The organism is Streptomyces sp. NPDC006385 (genome assembly GCF_040612485.1).
Lineage (GTDB): Bacteria > Actinomycetota > Actinomycetes > Streptomycetales > Streptomycetaceae > Streptomyces.
Genome location: NZ_JBEXQG010000082.1, coordinates 1 through 14,819 on the forward strand (window position 1 = coordinate 1; position 14,819 = coordinate 14,819).

The 14,819-nt window shown below is 71.1% G+C and carries 13 protein-coding genes and 1 pseudogene; 1 reads left to right on the forward strand and 13 read right to left on the reverse strand.

The features are described 5' to 3' along the window. Positions 1 to 469: 469 nt before the first annotated feature. Together ABZ078_RS37935 and ABZ078_RS37940 are read right to left on the reverse strand one after the other, a co-directional pair. Positions 470 to 643, reverse strand: coding sequence for a hypothetical protein (locus tag ABZ078_RS37935; protein ID WP_356583088.1), 174 nt, complete (start codon positions 641 to 643; stop codon positions 470 to 472). 245 nt (positions 644 to 888) lie between these two features. Continuing rightward, positions 889 to 1,461, reverse strand: coding sequence for a hypothetical protein (locus ABZ078_RS37940; protein ID WP_356583089.1), 573 nt, complete (start codon positions 1,459 to 1,461; stop codon positions 889 to 891). A gap of 557 nt (positions 1,462 to 2,018) precedes the next feature. On the opposite strand from ABZ078_RS37940, the gene ABZ078_RS37945 reads away from it, so the two are divergent. After that, positions 2,019 to 2,636 carry a helix-turn-helix transcriptional regulator gene (locus tag ABZ078_RS37945; protein ID WP_356583090.1) on the forward strand — a complete coding sequence of 206 codons (618 nt, stop codon included), beginning with the start codon at positions 2,019 to 2,021 and terminating at the stop codon, positions 2,634 to 2,636. A 120-nt stretch (positions 2,637 to 2,756) separates the two neighbouring features. Here ABZ078_RS37945 and ABZ078_RS37950 read toward each other — a convergent pair whose 3' ends face one another. The 11 genes and pseudogenes from ABZ078_RS37950 to ABZ078_RS38000 all read right to left on the reverse strand — a co-directional run bounded on the left by ABZ078_RS37950 (position 2,757) and on the right by ABZ078_RS38000 (position 14,690). Beyond that, positions 2,757 to 4,103 (reverse strand): cytochrome P450, encoded by a 1,347-nt coding sequence (locus ABZ078_RS37950; RefSeq protein ID WP_356583091.1) that lies wholly within the window; start codon positions 4,101 to 4,103, stop codon positions 2,757 to 2,759. Positions 4,104 to 4,196: 93 nt separating this feature from the next. Continuing rightward, positions 4,197 to 5,495 (reverse strand): DUF6545 domain-containing protein, encoded by a 1,299-nt coding sequence (locus ABZ078_RS37955; RefSeq protein WP_356583092.1) that lies wholly within the window; start codon positions 5,493 to 5,495, stop codon positions 4,197 to 4,199. Continuing rightward, complete coding sequence (locus ABZ078_RS37960; protein ID WP_356583093.1) at positions 5,495 to 6,181, reverse strand: hypothetical protein; 687 nt, start codon at positions 6,179 to 6,181, stop codon at positions 5,495 to 5,497. The genes ABZ078_RS37955 and ABZ078_RS37960 overlap by 1 nt, the downstream gene beginning before the upstream one ends. Before the next feature lie 517 nt (positions 6,182 to 6,698). Beyond that, positions 6,699 to 6,830: pseudogene (locus ABZ078_RS37965) on the reverse strand (IS5/IS1182 family transposase); the annotation flags it as partial. Positions 6,831 to 6,894: 64 nt separating this feature from the next. Beyond that, a complete protein-coding gene (locus tag ABZ078_RS37970; protein ID WP_356583094.1) occupies positions 6,895 to 7,371 on the reverse strand; it encodes a flavin reductase family protein in 477 nt (158 codons plus the stop codon). Positions 7,372 to 7,412: 41 nt separating this feature from the next. Beyond that, a complete protein-coding gene (locus tag ABZ078_RS37975) occupies positions 7,413 to 8,291 on the reverse strand; it encodes a catechol 1,2-dioxygenase (RefSeq protein WP_356583095.1) in 879 nt (292 codons plus the stop codon). Positions 8,292 to 8,326: 35 nt separating this feature from the next. After that, on the reverse strand, positions 8,327 to 9,322 hold the full coding sequence (locus ABZ078_RS37980) for a quinone oxidoreductase (RefSeq protein ID WP_356583096.1): 996 nt from the start codon (positions 9,320 to 9,322) through the stop codon (positions 8,327 to 8,329). After that, complete coding sequence (gene asnB, locus ABZ078_RS37985; RefSeq protein WP_356583097.1) at positions 9,322 to 11,211, reverse strand: asparagine synthase (glutamine-hydrolyzing); 1,890 nt, start codon at positions 11,209 to 11,211, stop codon at positions 9,322 to 9,324. Before asnB ends, ABZ078_RS37980 begins: the two co-directional genes overlap by 1 nt. A gap of 86 nt (positions 11,212 to 11,297) precedes the next feature. Further along, the gene (locus ABZ078_RS37990; RefSeq protein WP_356583098.1) at positions 11,298 to 12,863 is read right to left on the reverse strand and encodes a 4-hydroxyphenylacetate 3-hydroxylase family protein; all 1,566 of its coding nucleotides are present in this window, start codon (positions 12,861 to 12,863) and stop codon (positions 11,298 to 11,300) included. Beyond that, entirely contained in the window at positions 12,860 to 13,723 is an 864-nt protein-coding gene (locus ABZ078_RS37995) for a TauD/TfdA family dioxygenase (protein WP_356583099.1), read from the reverse strand. Before ABZ078_RS37995 ends, ABZ078_RS37990 begins: the two co-directional genes overlap by 4 nt. Further along, positions 13,713 to 14,690: an isocyanide synthase family protein gene (locus tag ABZ078_RS38000; protein WP_356583100.1), complete on the reverse strand. Its 978-nt coding sequence runs from the start codon at positions 14,688 to 14,690 to the stop codon at positions 13,713 to 13,715. Before ABZ078_RS38000 ends, ABZ078_RS37995 begins: the two co-directional genes overlap by 11 nt. Positions 14,691 to 14,819: the final 129 nt, after the last annotated feature.

A 14,819-nucleotide genomic window follows, 5' to 3' on the forward strand; every position in this document is an offset into this window, starting at 1 on the left:
ACACCGGACCACGGCCAACTCCCCACCCAGCACACCCGGTCAACGACACACCCGATCAAACGGACACGCCACCGGCGAATCAACCTGACCAAGCAGTACTAGGTGTCGGCTAGGTTCTGTCTCTTTGGTGAGCATCGGGTCCGGATGAGGATGCTCGCGAGGTGGGGTGCGGCCTGGGGGCGGTCGATCGAGACATATCCGACGGCGAGCTGTACGAGCAGGCGCCGGAAGTGCGGGCCGTCACCCGGCCGGATACCGACTCCAACTCAGCCGCCCACCAACCCACTTCACTCATCCGCCCCCATACAAGGACAACGGCAACCACCAGCTCGCCGGGACGTTTAGTGATGCATGCAGCGCAGCATTGCACGGGCGGCCAGGCGTCACACGGGTGCCGCACGCTCAGCAGGCGGCTCCACCGTGCAACGGCTGCTCGCCGCACGGACGTTCCAAGAGCGGTCGTGGGGCCTCACAGCCGCCGCGAGTGTTCGGCCGACTCGGTGACGGTTCGGTCGCTCAGCCGCTGCCGTGCTTTGGCGTCGATCCGGCGGACCCCGCCGCGCGTGCTGGTCAGTGATCGCGAGATCTCCGCGATCAGCGCCATTGCCTCCTCGAACCGGCCGAAGAGATCGGGCTTGGTCATGGTCGGGTTCCTTCGTCATGGTGGATCCCGCGTCGGATGCGGTCGCCAGCCCACCCGGGCGGGGGCACTGTCCCCCCCCGCGTGCTGCCGCCGACGAGGCGGTCGGGAAGCTGTCTCTGGCTGGAGCGGGTCTCCACGGTCGGCGTTTCTGGGGGAGGGTGGCAGGGACGGCGTTCAGCACCCGGTCGGCTCGGCTCCGAGTCGCAGCAAGGGGACGAGCGGCAAGGGGACGACCAGCAAGAGGACTAGTGGTGCGGACCGCAACGCGGTTCACAGGACCACAGTTCGACGGGCTCGGTGAGCAACCCGGTTCCCGTGCAGAAAGTCCCGGTCCTGCGTGCCCGGACGAGAGGGGCGTTGCACAGAGCGCAGTTGCGCCCCTGGACCTGGTCGAGGCTGAGCCCGGCGAGGTTCGGCTGATCCTCCTGCGGCCGGCCGGGCCGCAGTCCGAGGGCGACTTGGACTGCGGCATGGAGTTGGTCGGTGCGCGTGTGGACGCGGCCGTGCCGAGGCGGGATGAACCAGTGCGGGCCGGGCGGCCGCCCGCGATGCGCCGGGGGCAGAGCGACGTGGTCGGCCTCGCTCAGCGCCGTGCTGTGCGGCAGGTTCCAGGAGGTCGTGGTTCGTGGGGGGACGAGGAAGTACATGCGGCGGCTGTGCGGCGCCATGAGAACAGCGCCGAGCTTGCCCGGCACGGCGCTGAGGGCGCACAGGCCGAGTTGGCTCGGCAACCGGACGGCATCCCAGGTCTGGCCGGCCGGGGTGAGCCACAGCCCGCCGGCGCTGGGCACCGCGCCGCTCCAGATGTCATCGGTCACAGGCGTCGCCCCGGCCCGCATCACGGTCACATGCCTCGCCGTGCATCACGCCGAGTACTCCCAGGCGCGCCAAGAGCGGAGCCGCCGGCGGGAGCCGTGCAGGGTCGGCTGCCACGGGGCGGGAGCCCCATCCGATGGGCAGCCGGGGCGAGAGGAGTGCACCGCTCGTGGTTTCCGAGTGACCTGTCGCCGTCGTCACTGCCGCCTCCGCGGTCATGGTCGTCTGCTCTGCCCGGTCCTGCTCCGCTGCTCCGCCCTGCGGGCGGACGGCTCGGCCCGAACCCGGCCGGACAAGATCACCGCAAGAAGGGCCGGCCCGGGCATGCCGGAAAGCCCTGCCAGGACCGCCAGTTGGGAGTGATCTCCAGTCCTGATCCTGGCGACTCGTCCCCATCACTGTCAACATCTGTAAACGATCGTGGTGCGGACGCGACGGTGGAACGTACGATCACCCAGCAAGCCCTTGCGCCGGGCCCACGAGCGGTAGCCTCGGTGGGCCACCCCCTCCGACGCACCGCCCCAACCTGGGAGAGCGACAGGTGACAGACGCTGCCGGTATGCCGGCTGTCGAGGAGGATGCCTTCACCCCCGTCTGGGCAGCGGGAACCCAACTCCTCCACCAGCTGGACCTGACCTGGGACCGGCTCGTGAACGTGGAAGCCGCCAGCTACGCCACCGGCATCACCCCGGACAGGATCGCCCTCCGGCTCCAGGGAGGAACGCCCGACCACGAGCGCCCCCGATTCAGCGAACGCCTTCGATTCCTACGGGAGACGCGGCGCGACGCGCGCGGCAAGAAGCACTCGCTCCGCACGATCGCCGCCATGGCGGACGGGAGCCTCACGTACGCCGCCGTGGCCCATCTCGAAAGTGGCCGAAACGAGCCCGGCCGCGAGGTGGCGGCCGCGCTGGAACGTGCCTTCAACGTGCCGGTGGGATGGTGCTCCCTCAGCGAAGGCGAGGCGCTGGCCGCCTACGTGGCTCCGCTGGTCAACCAGCTGCGGGCGGCGCTGCGCGCCGTGAACACCTGGGCGCAACTGCGTGCCCGTGACGTCGAGGCGGTGTCGCTGCGCGGGGCGGCTGACCCCGGTAAGATGCCGGATCTGCTCACCGCGATTCTCCCCACCGTGCTGCCCGAGCTGGATCAGGTCCTCCCCCCGGAAGCGGACCGCTGATCCCCGAACAGCCAAAGGGCCCGCGCCGGTTGGCGGGGCCCGTGGGCATGTGCCTCCTGAGGCGAACAGGGACGATTCACGTAGAACTGGCCGGTGGGGACCGGAAACATGGCGGGAGCGTCAGGCCGCCGCGCGGGGCCGCGTGGTCATCCGGAGGGAACTGGGACGGACCGTCGCGCGTGCCACGGGCCGAATGCTCTGCCCGGGAACGAGTTCGAGTTGCCAGACTCGGGTCAGTGTGGCCACCGCGGTGGTGATCTCGGCCAAGGCGAACCGGTCCCCGATGCACTTGTGCTTGCCGGCCCCGAAGGGCAGAAAGGCTCCGTCAGGCAGCTGCTGAGTCTCGTCGAGCCACCGGTCGGGGTCGAAGGCGAGCGGGTCCGGAAAGTGGGTGGGGTCACGGAACAGGGCGTGCTGGCAGTACGCCAGCTCGGTGCCGGCCGGGATCTCCCACTCGCCCAGGCGTGTCGGCTCGAGCGTGCGGCGGGTGACCAGCCAGCCCGTGTGGTGCAGGCGCAGCGCCTCCCGGATCACTCGCTCCAGGTAGGGCAGTTGGGCGAGGTCCTCGAAGACGACGGGCCGGCCGCCGAGGACGGTGTCGAGTTCGTCCTGGACGCGCGCGTCGATGTCTGGGTGGCGGGCGAGCTCGTACAGGACCCAGGACAGGACGGAGGCAGTGGTCTCGGTACCGGCGACGGCCAGGGTGAGGATCTCCGAGCAGATCTGATGCGCGGTCAGTGGCTGCCCGGTCTCCTCGTCCGTGGCCTTCAACAGGAGAGAGAGCATGTCGCCGCTGTCCCGGTCGGCGGCGCGCAACTCGGTGACGGCGGCGTCGATGGTCGCGCGCACAGCGTCGCGGGCGGCGGTGAAGCGGCGGTTGGCGGGCAGCGGCAGCTTCTCCACCCAGTCCGGCAGCATGATGCGGGCGCCGACCCCGTTCATGACCACGGACAGGCTGTGGCGGAGCTCGTCGAAGGCGTCCTCGTCGATGCTGCCCGAGAACACCGTCGCGGCGAGCATGTCCAGCGAGAGCTTGACCATCACCTCGCGGACGTCGAGGACCTGGCCGGGCTGCCAGCTGTCGGTGACGGCGCTGACCTGGTCGCGCATCAGGTCCACGTACCGGGCCGTCTCAGTGCGGCGGAAGGCCGGCTGCAGCTGGCGCCGCTTGCGGACGTGCTCGGCGCCGGCGGCGGTGACGACGCTGTCGCCCAGCAACTGGCCCATCTTCTCGAAGAAGCGCCCCTTGTCGAGTGTGAGGGCAAGATCGACCAGCATGGCCCGAATCAGGACCGGGTCATTGACGACGATCGTGGACTGACCGGGCTGGAGGCGGATCTCCACGAGTCGCCCGTAGCTGCGCAGAGAGTCGATGAAGCCGAGGTTGTCGCGCAGCAGAGGTATCGCGTGGCCCAGGAGCGGAAGCGAGCCCGCCGCCTTGGGGATCGGATGAGGCGCGATGGTCACGGTGAATCCCTTCACAGAGATGGACACAGTGATCACTGCCCGTGGTGTGTGCGGGACCAATCCTCACCACCGCGTGGCGTCAGCCACGTGCGGCTACCGGCCGGACGGCCCAGGCTGTGTGGACCCCGCGTCCGCTCCGGCGTACCTGGCGATGGACGGCGCGAGGCGCCCGAACGCCGCTACCGCGAGCGGATCTTCCAAGTACCCGGCGACCTTGACGAGGTGGGCGCGCTGGCGCATGGCCGGTACCCCGTCCCAGGCACTCACGGATGGGCCGGCGCATCGCGGCGCTGCCTTCGGCGCTCGATGGCCGCACTGCTCGCGCAGACGCCGCGCCTGCCGCAGTGCCACCGCCATGGTCAGTGCCGAGACGTCGACGGGGCCGGACGGCCGCGGCGGGTCGGGCCTGCCACCGGTATGTCCTCCTGAAAGCTGACCTGCGCGGTGAAGTTCGGCGCGTACCGCTGCGTCGACATCGCCGCTGATCCATGGGTGCAGGACGCGGATCTCGTCGAGGATCTCCACGACGAGGTCGGTAAGGGCGTAACGGCTGTTCCACCACCCGCCGCGGCGCCTGGGCCGGCCCGTCAAGGCCTCCCACAGGGGCAACAGCGCCGTGTAGTCCCGGCGCTCGGCGGCACGCGCGGCGAGGGCGGGCTTGGCCAGGCCCCAACTGGCGACCAGAGCACTGGTGCTGCTGGCCACGGAGCCGAGTCCGGCGAGGAGGTCGAGCCGGTGCTGCCCCCGCGAGGCCGCCAGTACGGCAGTGGCGGTCCCGGCGACGTACACCAGGTCCAAGGCGACGGCCAAGGCGAACAGCCGCAGACTGTTGGAGAGTTCGGGCCGCTCGGGCAGCGCGATGACGCCGTCGGGCCCGCGACACTGGCGGACCGTGGCGACGATGCCGACCACCAGGGCGGTCAGGTACACCAGCTCGAAGGCCAGCGTCTCCGGGACATGAGCGTAGGCAGTGGCGAAGGACAGCGGCCGGGCCGGGCCGCTCAGGTCACCGGCGAAGAAAAGCCCGGCCATGGCGGCGACGGCCGTCGAATAGAACGGCACCCAGGCGAGGACCGAGCGACGCAGGGCATCGGGTGTCCGGCGGCGCGGATGCCACAGCACGGTCAGCAGATGCGCGTGCCCCACGCACAGCAGGATCATCACGCTGACCAGCAAGGACGGCAGACTTGGCAGGCCGACGGCGGCTCCGACCGCACGGTAGAGGGCGGGCGCGGACAGCAGGTACACCACGGCGGCGTGCAGCAGCACCGACGATGTGATCTTCAGGGCGGTGTCCGGTGTGTTGCGTGCGGCCATCGCCTTGGCCGTGCCCACGCTCACGCACACGGCCGCGATCAGGAGGTTCACGACGGTGAGGGCAGCCTCGGTCATCAGATGCCGGTTCGCCGGTGGTCGAGCGAGGAAGCGATCGCGCCGAGCCCTGTGGGGTCGTCGTGGATCGCCAGCATCGTAAGCACCTCGCGGGCGAACACCTCGCCGATGTCCAGTGGGTCGTGATGCGGGGCACGCCCATGCACCGGGTGGCCGCGCTCCACGATCTCCCGCACCAGATCCTGCGGCAGCCCCGGAGCGAGGGCGGCCAGGGCCACAGTGCTGAACACACTGTGGTCGGGATCGCGAGGGGCAGCGGCCCGCGGCGCGCGCAGGTGCCAGCGCTCCAGCAGTCCGCCGGCCGCCTGCATCAGGCGTTGGCGTCGGCCGCCCGTGTCATGGAGCAGGTGGCGCAGCTCGTGCAGCACAATCACCAGGCGCAGCAGGGGAGTGGTGGCCGAACTGTCCACGAAGATGATGTCGGCGTGCCGGGTTTCGATACACAGTCCCGACAGCTCGGCCGTCAGCGGCTTCTCGCTGATGATGATGCGGCGGCCCCGCTCGCGCTCAATCGCCTCCACCAGCTGCTGCAGCCCGTCCTGGGGGCGAAGCCCGAGACGGCGGACGAGTTTCTGGGCGCCACGCCGAGCCAGGAGCACGGCGAATTCATCGCGGACCGCACCCCACATGGCGCGCCGACGTGCGATGGGTGAGCGGGCGGGTGGTTCCGTGGGCGCGTCAGTCATGGTCAGCCGAGAGCGGATGCACGAGCGCCGGCGCATTCCCGGTGACGGAGAAACCGCTGATCGGCCTGGACACGCTCCCCTATCCCCTCGTGCAGGCTGTATGTGCCGCTGGTCACCGTGAGGTTACCAGCGGTGTGTGGCCTGTTTGGCGGTGCGTGATGAATCAGAACGAACAAGTAATTGAGGAGGCCGAGCATCCCGCTTCGACGCCCGCGCTGCACCGTTCACCGGCGGCCCCTCGCGCGAGTGGCGCCGTGCGGCCCGCCCCGGAAACCCACGGTTCCTCAGCGGCCCGGCGCACCTCCGTCGGCGCGGCCTCATGTCCCCTGCTGCCCGCCGTCTTCCGGTTCCTGGAGGGCGGCCCGGACGTCAGCTCGCCAACGAGGAGGTCCGCGACGTCCTCAGCCGACTAGTGGCGGCACGATGCGCCAAGCCGGAGCGTGATCTCGTCGCTGGCTGTCGGCGGGGCGACTGCCGTGGACCCTCGCCTTCTCTGCCCGGCCGGTGCGGCGATGGTGTGCTCGACGCGGGCGGGGACTTTGCGGTGCGAGCGGTTGCGCTCCTCTTTCCAGGCCGGAAGTTCTGCCTGCCCGGGTTCACGACGGTGCGGGGTGATCAGTCCCGTGCTGCGGTAACCGCCATCGGCGATCACTGGGCGCGCAGGTAAGAGGCCGTTTCGGGTGTTCCGGAACGGCCTCTCACCCGTTTCTGGGTCACAGTGCGCCACAGTGGAAGGCGCTGCGGTAGAAGATCAGGGGCTGGGCGTCGGGGAGCTGGGCGGCATGTTCGACGCGGCCCAGGAAGAGGACGTGGTCGCCGCCGTCATGGTTGGCCCAGGGCGAGCAGAAGAACGTGGCCAGCGAGCCGTGGAGGGCGGGGGCCAGGGGCCCAGGCGCGGGCTGCCAGCGGGGAGAAGGCGTGGGGGTCTCCTGTCTGCCCGCGAACCGGAGCGCGAGGTGGCGCTGCTCCTCGGCCAGCACGTTGACGGTGAACGGGCGGCCGGGCAGCAGGCGGGCGGCCTTCGACGCGCGGTCGAGGGAGACCAGGACGAGCGGTGGGTCCAGAGAGACGGCGGTGAAGGCGTTCACCGTGGCGCCATGGAGGGTGTCGCCCACCGCGCAGCTCACGACGGTGACACCGGTGGCGAAGTGGCCGAGGCAGGTGCGCAGTTGCTGGGGATCGATCGCCACCGGGTCTCCTTGTCGTCGAGCGGGAGGGATGACGCTTCGGTTCAGCCGGTCCAGCCCTCGGCAGGGCGGTCGAACCAGAGATGCACCTGGCCGGTGCCGATGGCGCTCTCGTACTCGCCGTAGCGGCGGGCCGGGGCGGTGCACCGGGAACCGCCGAGGGCACCCGCGAGCATCAGGTAGTGGCCGAAGCGGCCTTCGGGGGCGTGCCGGCGGTACTCCGGCATGGCGGCGACGACCCTGTCGTGGCGGCCGGCCTCCAGCCAGGCGATGCGTTGTTCGTCGGCGGTCCGGGCCTCGGGAGTGACGATGTTGGCCAGGTCCCCGGCCATCCGGTCGCGGAGTTCGGACAGGGGCCAGAAGCGGTGGGAGAGGCCACCGGAGGCGATCACCAGCACACGCCGGGCGAGCCCGGCGACGGCCTGAGCGAGGGCCGATCCGACGCGCAGGTAGTCCTCGGTGGTCGCGGTCTGGCAGACCGATATGGAGAGCCATGGCACGTCGGGGCGACCGAGGTGGCTCCAGAGGTTGAGGGTGGCGTACTGGAGGGGGAGGTGGGGGTCGTCGTTGGCGGTCAGCCAGAGGGAGTCCTTCTCGGCCGTCGCGGCCACGGCGTGGGCCAGCTCGGGGTCTCCGGGGATGGCGTAGGGGATCCGGCTGAGTTCGCTGGGCATCTCGTCGGACGTGAAGTACCCGGAACGGTCGGCATGGGCGGTGATGACGGTCTCGGTGGTGGTGGCCCAGTGCGTGTCGAACACGAGCACGGCGTCGTGGTCGGTCGTGTCGACCACCTCGCGGCGCAGCCGGGCGAGGCCGGTGGCGAGGGTGAAGTCGCGGCCACCGTTGGCCTCGACGCGCAGCGACTCGGGGAACATGATGACGGGCGCGTGGGAGAGCAGTCCCGCGCCGACGATGGTGCCCATGGGGGGTTCTCCTGCCGGTAGGGGGAGGGGACGGGTCACGGGACGAGGAGCAGCTTGCCGGTGGTGCGGCGGGCGGCCAGGTCGGCGTGCGCGTCCCGGGCCCGGGCGAGCGGGTATGTGGCGCCGATGGTGATGCGCAGGCTTCCGTCGGCGATGCCGGTGAAGACCTCACCGGCCCGCCAGGTGAACTCCTCGACGGTGGCCCGGAAGTGCTCCAGGTAGGGCCGGGTCAGGGTCAGCGAGCCGCCCCAGAGCAGCCGCATCACGTCGACGGGCGGCACGGGGCCGCTGGCGCCGCCGAAGACGACCAGCGTGCCCCGGCGGCGCAGGCTGTCCAGACTGGCGTCGAAGGTGGCGGCGCCGACGCCGTCGTACGCCGCGTGCACGCCCTCACCGTCGGTCAGGCGCCGGACCTCCGCCGCGAGGTCCTCGCAGCGGTCGTAGCGGATGACCTGGTCCACGCCGTTGGCGGTCGCCAGCTTCTCCTTCTCGTCGGTGGACACCGTGCCGAGCACCCGCACCCCGCGCTGCCCCAGCAACTGGGTGAGGAGCAGCCCCACTCCACCCGCGGCGGCGTGCACCAGCACCGTCTCCCCGGACTGGGCGCGGTAGGAGTCGTTGACCAGGTAGTGGGCCGTCATGCCCTGGACGAGTGCGGCGGCGGCGGTGTGCAGGTCGATGCCGTCGGGGACGACGACGGCCTTGTCCTCGGGGACGAGGACCTGCCCCGCGTAACTGCCGAGGACCGTGGTCCAGGCGACCCGGTCGCCGACCGAGAACCGGGTGACGCCCGGACCGACGGCCAGCACCGTGCCGGAGCCCTCCTCACCGGGCACGGCGGGCAGCGGCAGCGGATAGCGGCCCTCGCGGCGGTAGATGTCGATGAAGTTGACGCCCGCGGCGGCGAGTTCGACCAGGATCTGGCCCTCCCCGGGCCTGCCGGGAGCAGGTCTGTCGACGGGGAGGAGGACGTCGGGGCCGCCGGTCTGCCGGATCTCGATCGCCGGTATCAGAGAGGGGGGCTGTGCCATCAGTTGACTCCTTGCGGGGTGAGGCGGTCGGTGTCCAGGTCGACGTCCACCCGGTAGGTGCGCAGCCAGTCGCCGAGGCGGACGGTGGACTCCAGGAGGATGCGTTCGAACTCGGAGAGGCTGCCGGTCCTGGTCCTGTCGGTGAGGCGGCGCACGGCGCCCGGGTCCAGGTGGTCGGCGAGCGGGGCGTCGTCGCCTACGGCCGCGGTGGTGAGGCTGTCGATGAGGGCGCGGTCGTAGGCGGGGTCCTGGATGGAGGGGTAGGCCGCCTTGGTGCGGCGCAGCACGGACCGCGGCAGCAGGTCGGCGACGGCCTCGCGGAGCAGGCCCTTCTCCTGGCCGGTGCAGGTCTTCATCGCCCAGGGGACGTTGAAGAGATACTCGACGAGGCGGTGGTCGCAGAACGGCACCCGCCCCTCCAGGCCGTGCGCCATGCCCATCCGGTCCTTCTTGTCGAGCAGGATGGGCAGCCAGCGGGTGAGCGTGAGGTAGCCGAGTTCACGGGTGCGCCGCTCCTCCGGGTCCTCGCCCTCCAGCTGGGGGACCTCGGCCAGCGCACCGCGGTACAGGTCGGCCTGGTACGCGGCGAGGTCGATGCCCGCCACGAACCCGGGGCGGAACAGCGCGCGTGGGTCGAGTCCGCGGTGGGCGCCGAGCTTCAGCCAGGGAAAGGTCTCCGCCGCACGGGCCGCGGGGTCGGAGAACCACAGGTAACCGCCGAACACCTCGTCGGCGCCCTCACCGGAGAGTGCCACCGGGGCGTGCTCGCGGACGGCGGCGAAGAGTTGGTGCAGCGAGACGTCCAGGTCGGCGAAGTTGAACGGCAGGTCCCAGGCCGCGAGCACGGACCGGCGCACGGCCGGGTCGAGAAGCCGGGTCCGGTCCAGGGTGATCGTGCGGTGGTCGCTGCCGACATGCTGGGCGACCGCGCGGGCGTAGGGGCCGTCAGGGGTGGGGCGGATGGGGTCGCCCAGGAAGTTCTCGCTGTGGCCGGTGAAGTCGACGGCGAACGTGGAGATGCGCCCGCCTTCGGCCGCGCGGACGCGCTGGGCCAGGGCGGTCACGGTACTGGAGTCCAGACCGCCGGAGAGCAGCGCGACCAGGGGGACGTCCGCGACCATCTGACGGGGCACGATGTCGTCCAGCAACTCGCGGACGGTGGCCGTGGTGGTGGGCAGGTCGTCGGTGTGCGGGCGGGCTTCGAGCGCCCAGTAGCGCTCCTCGCGCAGTCCGTCGCGGCCGACCCTCAGCAGATGGCCGGGCTTGAGCTCCCGCATGCCGCGGAACGGCACCCGGCCGGGGGTGCGCAGGAACAGCAGCGCGTCGCAGAGCTCCTCGGCGGAAACACTCGGCCTGACCAGCGGGTTGGCCAGGATCGCCTTGGGCTCCGAGCCGAAGATCACACCCTGCGGTGTGGGGTGGTAGTAGAGGGGTTTGACGCCGAGGCGGTCGCGGACGAGGAGGAGTTCCTCGCGGGCGGTGTCCCAGATCGCGAGGGAGTACATGCCGTTGAGGCGGTGCACGAAGTCGGCGCCCCACTGCAGGTAGGCGCGCAATGCCACCTCGGTGTCACTGGCCGTGGCGAACCGGTGCCCGTGCAGGGCGAGTTCGCCGCGCAGCTCGCGGTAGTTGTAGATCTCGCCGCCGTAGGAGATCACGGCGCGCGGCAGGTCGCCGCGCGGGCCGCGTTCCGGGGTGGCCATGGGCTGGGCGCCGCCCTCCAGGTCGATGACGGCCAGCCGCCGGTGGCCGAGCGCGGCATGGGTGTCCAGCCAGCCGCCGCCGGCGTCGGGGCCGCGGCGGACGAGGGTCCGCACCATGGCGTCGAGCGTCGTGGCCTCGGCGGTGAGATCGCGGGAGAAGTCGACCCAGCCGGTGATTCCGCACATGGTCCGCTCCTTTCTCGTGCGTGCTCGGGTCTCGTTCGAGCTCGGGGACTCGGTCGCGTGCTCGGGGTCTCAGTCCTGCTCGGGTCTCAGTCCTGCTCGGGTCCGAGCCAGGGGCCCCGGCGCCAGCCGTCGGTGTCGTAGTCGTCCAGGCACTCCTGGACCAGCGCCTCGTAGCGGTCGAGGCTGCCGCGGCGGGTGGCCCAGCGCAGCGCGTCCAGCCGGACCTGCTCGCCGTTGCCGGAGTAGTTGCGCTCGTACAGCTCGTGGCGGGCACCGAACTCGGTGCCGATGGCGTCCCAGACCAGCTTGAAGAGCTTGATCCGCTCCAGCGCGGAGGAGTCGGCGCCCCGGTAGTAGCGGTCGATGAGCGGACGCAGTTCCGGGTCGGTGAGGTCGCGGGCGCTGGAGGGAACGACCAGGGGTGCCCCGCCGAGCAGGGTCTCGAAGAGTTCGTGCACCCGGTTCCAGACGTGGGCGTTGGCCATCCGCATCGCGGAGGCGTGCTCCAGGCGGGGGAGGACGGTGCCGCCGGGGCCGGGTTCGGGGTCGTGGGCCATGGCGGAGGTGAGCGCCCCCACCAGGTCCCGCAGGGTGACGAGTTCGCCCAGACCGGCCTGGACACCGCGGAAGACGTCGGTGCCGTTCGCCCTGGCGGCCCGGGCGAGAAGCCCGGCCATCAGCTCCAGCTTGACGCCCAGCCGGATCCCGGACTGGAAGTTGTAGAGGTTGGGGAAGCCGGAGACGCCGTAGAAGCCGGTGGCGCGCTCGATGTCGCGGTGGACGAGGACGTCCTCCCAGGGAATCAGCGCCTCGTCCAGCAGCAACACGCTGTCGTTCTCGTCGAACCGGCTGCTGAGCGGATGGTCGAAGGGGCTCTCGGCACGCCGCTCGTACGGTGTGCGGCAGATGAGCCGCACACCGGGGTTGTCCATCCGCACGAAGAAGACCACAGCGAACCGCTCCGCCTTGCCCTTCTCCAACTGGGCGGAGCCGACCGGCGCGACGAAACCGGCGTTGGTCAGCGCCGAGCCGGTGGCGAGCATCTTCGCCCCGCTGACCACCACCCCGGCGTCCGTCTCGCGCACGGCGTGCACGAAGACGTCCCCCATGTCGTGGATGGCCCGCTTGCGGTCGATCGGCGGGTTGATGATGACGTGGTTGAGGTGCAGCGCCTTGCTCGCGAACCGCTGGTACCAGGCGGTGGCGTTGGCGGCGAACGGGCCGTAGTAGTCGGCGCTGACGCCGAGTCCGGCCATGAAGGACGCCTTGTACTCGGGGGTGCGGCCCAGGAAGCCGTAGCTCATCCGGGCCCATGTCGCGATCGCCTCCCCGGCCTGGACGAGGTCGGCGGCCGAGCGGCTGGGCTTGAAGAAGCGGTGGGTGCGGATGCCGGTGTCCGGGTCCACGCCGGTGAGCACGTCGGTGGTGGCGGGGTCGTGCAGGGCGTCGTAGAGCCGGGCTAGGGAGCGGGCCGCGTTGCGGAACGCGGGGTGCCTGGTCACGTCCTTCACCCGCTCGCCGTCCACATGGACGGCGCGGCCGTCGCGCAGGCTCTCCAGGTACTCGTCCCCGGTCATCAGCGTGTTGGTCCCGGGCAGGGGGGTGCCGGCCCCGGCCACCGGGGTGCTCGTGGTCGTCCGCGGCCGCGTCATCGGACCAGCCCGGGGTTGGTCAGCGGCGGGTCGCCGAGGACCTGTACGCGGCGCAGATGCCGGGGCGCGCCGCTGGTGAAGGCGTTGCGGCCGTGCAGCAGGGTGTAGTTGTCGGTCACCACCAGGTCGCCGGTCCGCCAGCTGTGCGCGTAGAGATGGGCCGGGTCGTAGAGGGCGGCACGCAGGCCGCGGTGCAGTTCGGCCAGCTCCGACTCGTCGGCGAGGCCGGAGAACTCCAGGTCGGGGTGGTTGACGAAGTCGTCGCCGGCTTCGGCGGTGGGCTCGTTGTACCGGATGACCGGCGTCCCGTGGACCGGGTGGGCCGTCACCACGGGGGAGACGGTGGTGCTGTCGTAGTACTCCATCTTCCGGTGGTAGGTGCCGGTGGCCCGGGACCACAGGGCGCGGGTGGCCGGGTCGGCGTCGGCGAGTACGGCGGCGGTGTCGGAGAAGGTGGTCTCGCCTCCGTTGTCCTCGCCCGGCGCGTGGACGCACTGGAAGATCTGGAACTCGGGTATGTGCTCCCGGTACATGCCGTCCCAGTGCATCGGCATGTGGGTGTGATCGAAGATGTGGTCGGCGGGGTCCTGCTGCTGGACGAGTTCCAGCACGGTGCCGAACGGCCACACGGCGGGCTCGCCCCAGCGCTCGGCGTACGCGGAGAGCTCGGCCGGCCCGGCGAACGCCGCGAAGTCGCGCAGCAGGAGCAGGCGGTGCTCGCGGACGAGGGCGCGCAGCGGCGCGACGGGCAGCCCGGTCGGCGGACGGCCGCGGTCGAGGGCGTGGACGGCGACCCCGAAGGGTTCGAGGGCGGTGATCCTCAGACGCCGGTCGCCGAGCAGGTCGTGGTCAACGGGCATGGTGGGGGGCTCCTGTCGCGGAGACGGGTATGTGTCCGGTGGTGCCGGGTCGAGGCAGTACGAAGTGGCTGGGGCGCCCGTGGGCCGTCACCAGCCGGGCCCCCGCCGCCTCCGCCTCGGCGCGCTTCATCAGGGTGAAGCGCCCGTCACCGGTGTCGACGGCGGCGCTGTGCCAGGGCGTGAGCCAGGTATCGGGGGTGTCCGCGAGCAGGAGCCCGATCTTCCGCGTGCTGCACGGCTGGGGGTGGATCGAGAGACGGACGGCGTCCGGGAACAGCTCGGCCAGCAGTGCGTCCCAGGCGCGGCTGCGGGCGATGACGCCGTAGGCCAGTTCCCGGCTGCGGCGCTGCAGAGCGGCGCGGCTTCCGGTGTACCCGGGGACGGACAGGTCCTCCAGCATGAACCGGGTGATGCCCCGGTACATGTGGACCAGGTCGCCGCCCCGGCGCACCTCGGCGCGCAGTTCGTCCGGGTGCGGGCCGCGGCCGGCCGTGAGCCTGGTGCGAAGCTGCGCGTGGTCGTCGCCCGGACAGACGTCGTCCAGGGTGAACTGGTCGAGATGTGTGGCGCCCACCCGGTCGATCATGCGGTTGAGCTCGTGGACGTAGCGGGTGACGTTGTCGTCGCTCACCCCGATCAGGTCGTTGAAGACCCGACCGTCGGAGCAGATGCGGATGCGGGCACCGGGCGGGTAGGCGTCGGCGATGCGCTCGCAGAGCGACTCCAGGAACCTCAGCGCGAGTTCCTCGGCCAGGTCCGGCAGCGGGCCGAGCACCTTGGCCGGGTTGGGGGACTTGGTGGGAAAGGCCGGGAGCAGGAATTCGATCGTGCGGCCGCGCGCCATGGCCGCCGCGATCGCGTCGCGGTGGTGCCGTAGGCACCGCGGGCAGACCCTGCCGGTGCAGCCGCCAGTGCGCAGTCTGCGGTGGTGCTCCAGCACCTCGCGGATCACTTTGGTGGCGGCCAATTCGGTAGCGGACGTGGCGAGTTCGTACACCGAGCCTCCTGTTGTGGAAACTGCCTCCACCCTGGACGCCGGGCGCACACGAAACGCACAAAGCCCTCGTGGCGTCGCAGGGCACGGCGGTCCCGGTGG

Excerpts from the sequence above, each read along its gene's own strand:
- ABZ078_RS37935 (WP_356583088.1), bottom strand. The coding sequence starts at position 643 with ATGACCAAGCCCGATCTCTTCGGCCGGTTCGAGGAGGCAATGGCGCTG.
- ABZ078_RS37945 (WP_356583090.1), top strand. The coding sequence starts at position 2,019 with ATGCCGGCTGTCGAGGAGGATGCCTTCACCCCCGTCTGGGCAGCGGGA.
- ABZ078_RS37955 (WP_356583092.1), bottom strand. The coding sequence starts at position 5,495 with ATGACCGAGGCTGCCCTCACCGTCGTGAACCTCCTGATCGCGGCCGTG.
- ABZ078_RS37960 (WP_356583093.1), bottom strand. The coding sequence starts at position 6,181 with ATGACTGACGCGCCCACGGAACCACCCGCCCGCTCACCCATCGCACGT.
- ABZ078_RS37975 (WP_356583095.1), bottom strand. The coding sequence starts at position 8,291 with ATGGGCACCATCGTCGGCGCGGGACTGCTCTCCCACGCGCCCGTCATC.
- ABZ078_RS37980 (WP_356583096.1), bottom strand. The coding sequence starts at position 9,322 with ATGGCACAGCCCCCCTCTCTGATACCGGCGATCGAGATCCGGCAGACC.
- asnB (WP_356583097.1), bottom strand. The coding sequence starts at position 11,211 with ATGTGCGGAATCACCGGCTGGGTCGACTTCTCCCGCGATCTCACCGCC.
- ABZ078_RS37990 (WP_356583098.1), bottom strand. The coding sequence starts at position 12,863 with ATGACGCGGCCGCGGACGACCACGAGCACCCCGGTGGCCGGGGCCGGC.
- ABZ078_RS37995 (WP_356583099.1), bottom strand. The coding sequence starts at position 13,723 with ATGCCCGTTGACCACGACCTGCTCGGCGACCGGCGTCTGAGGATCACC.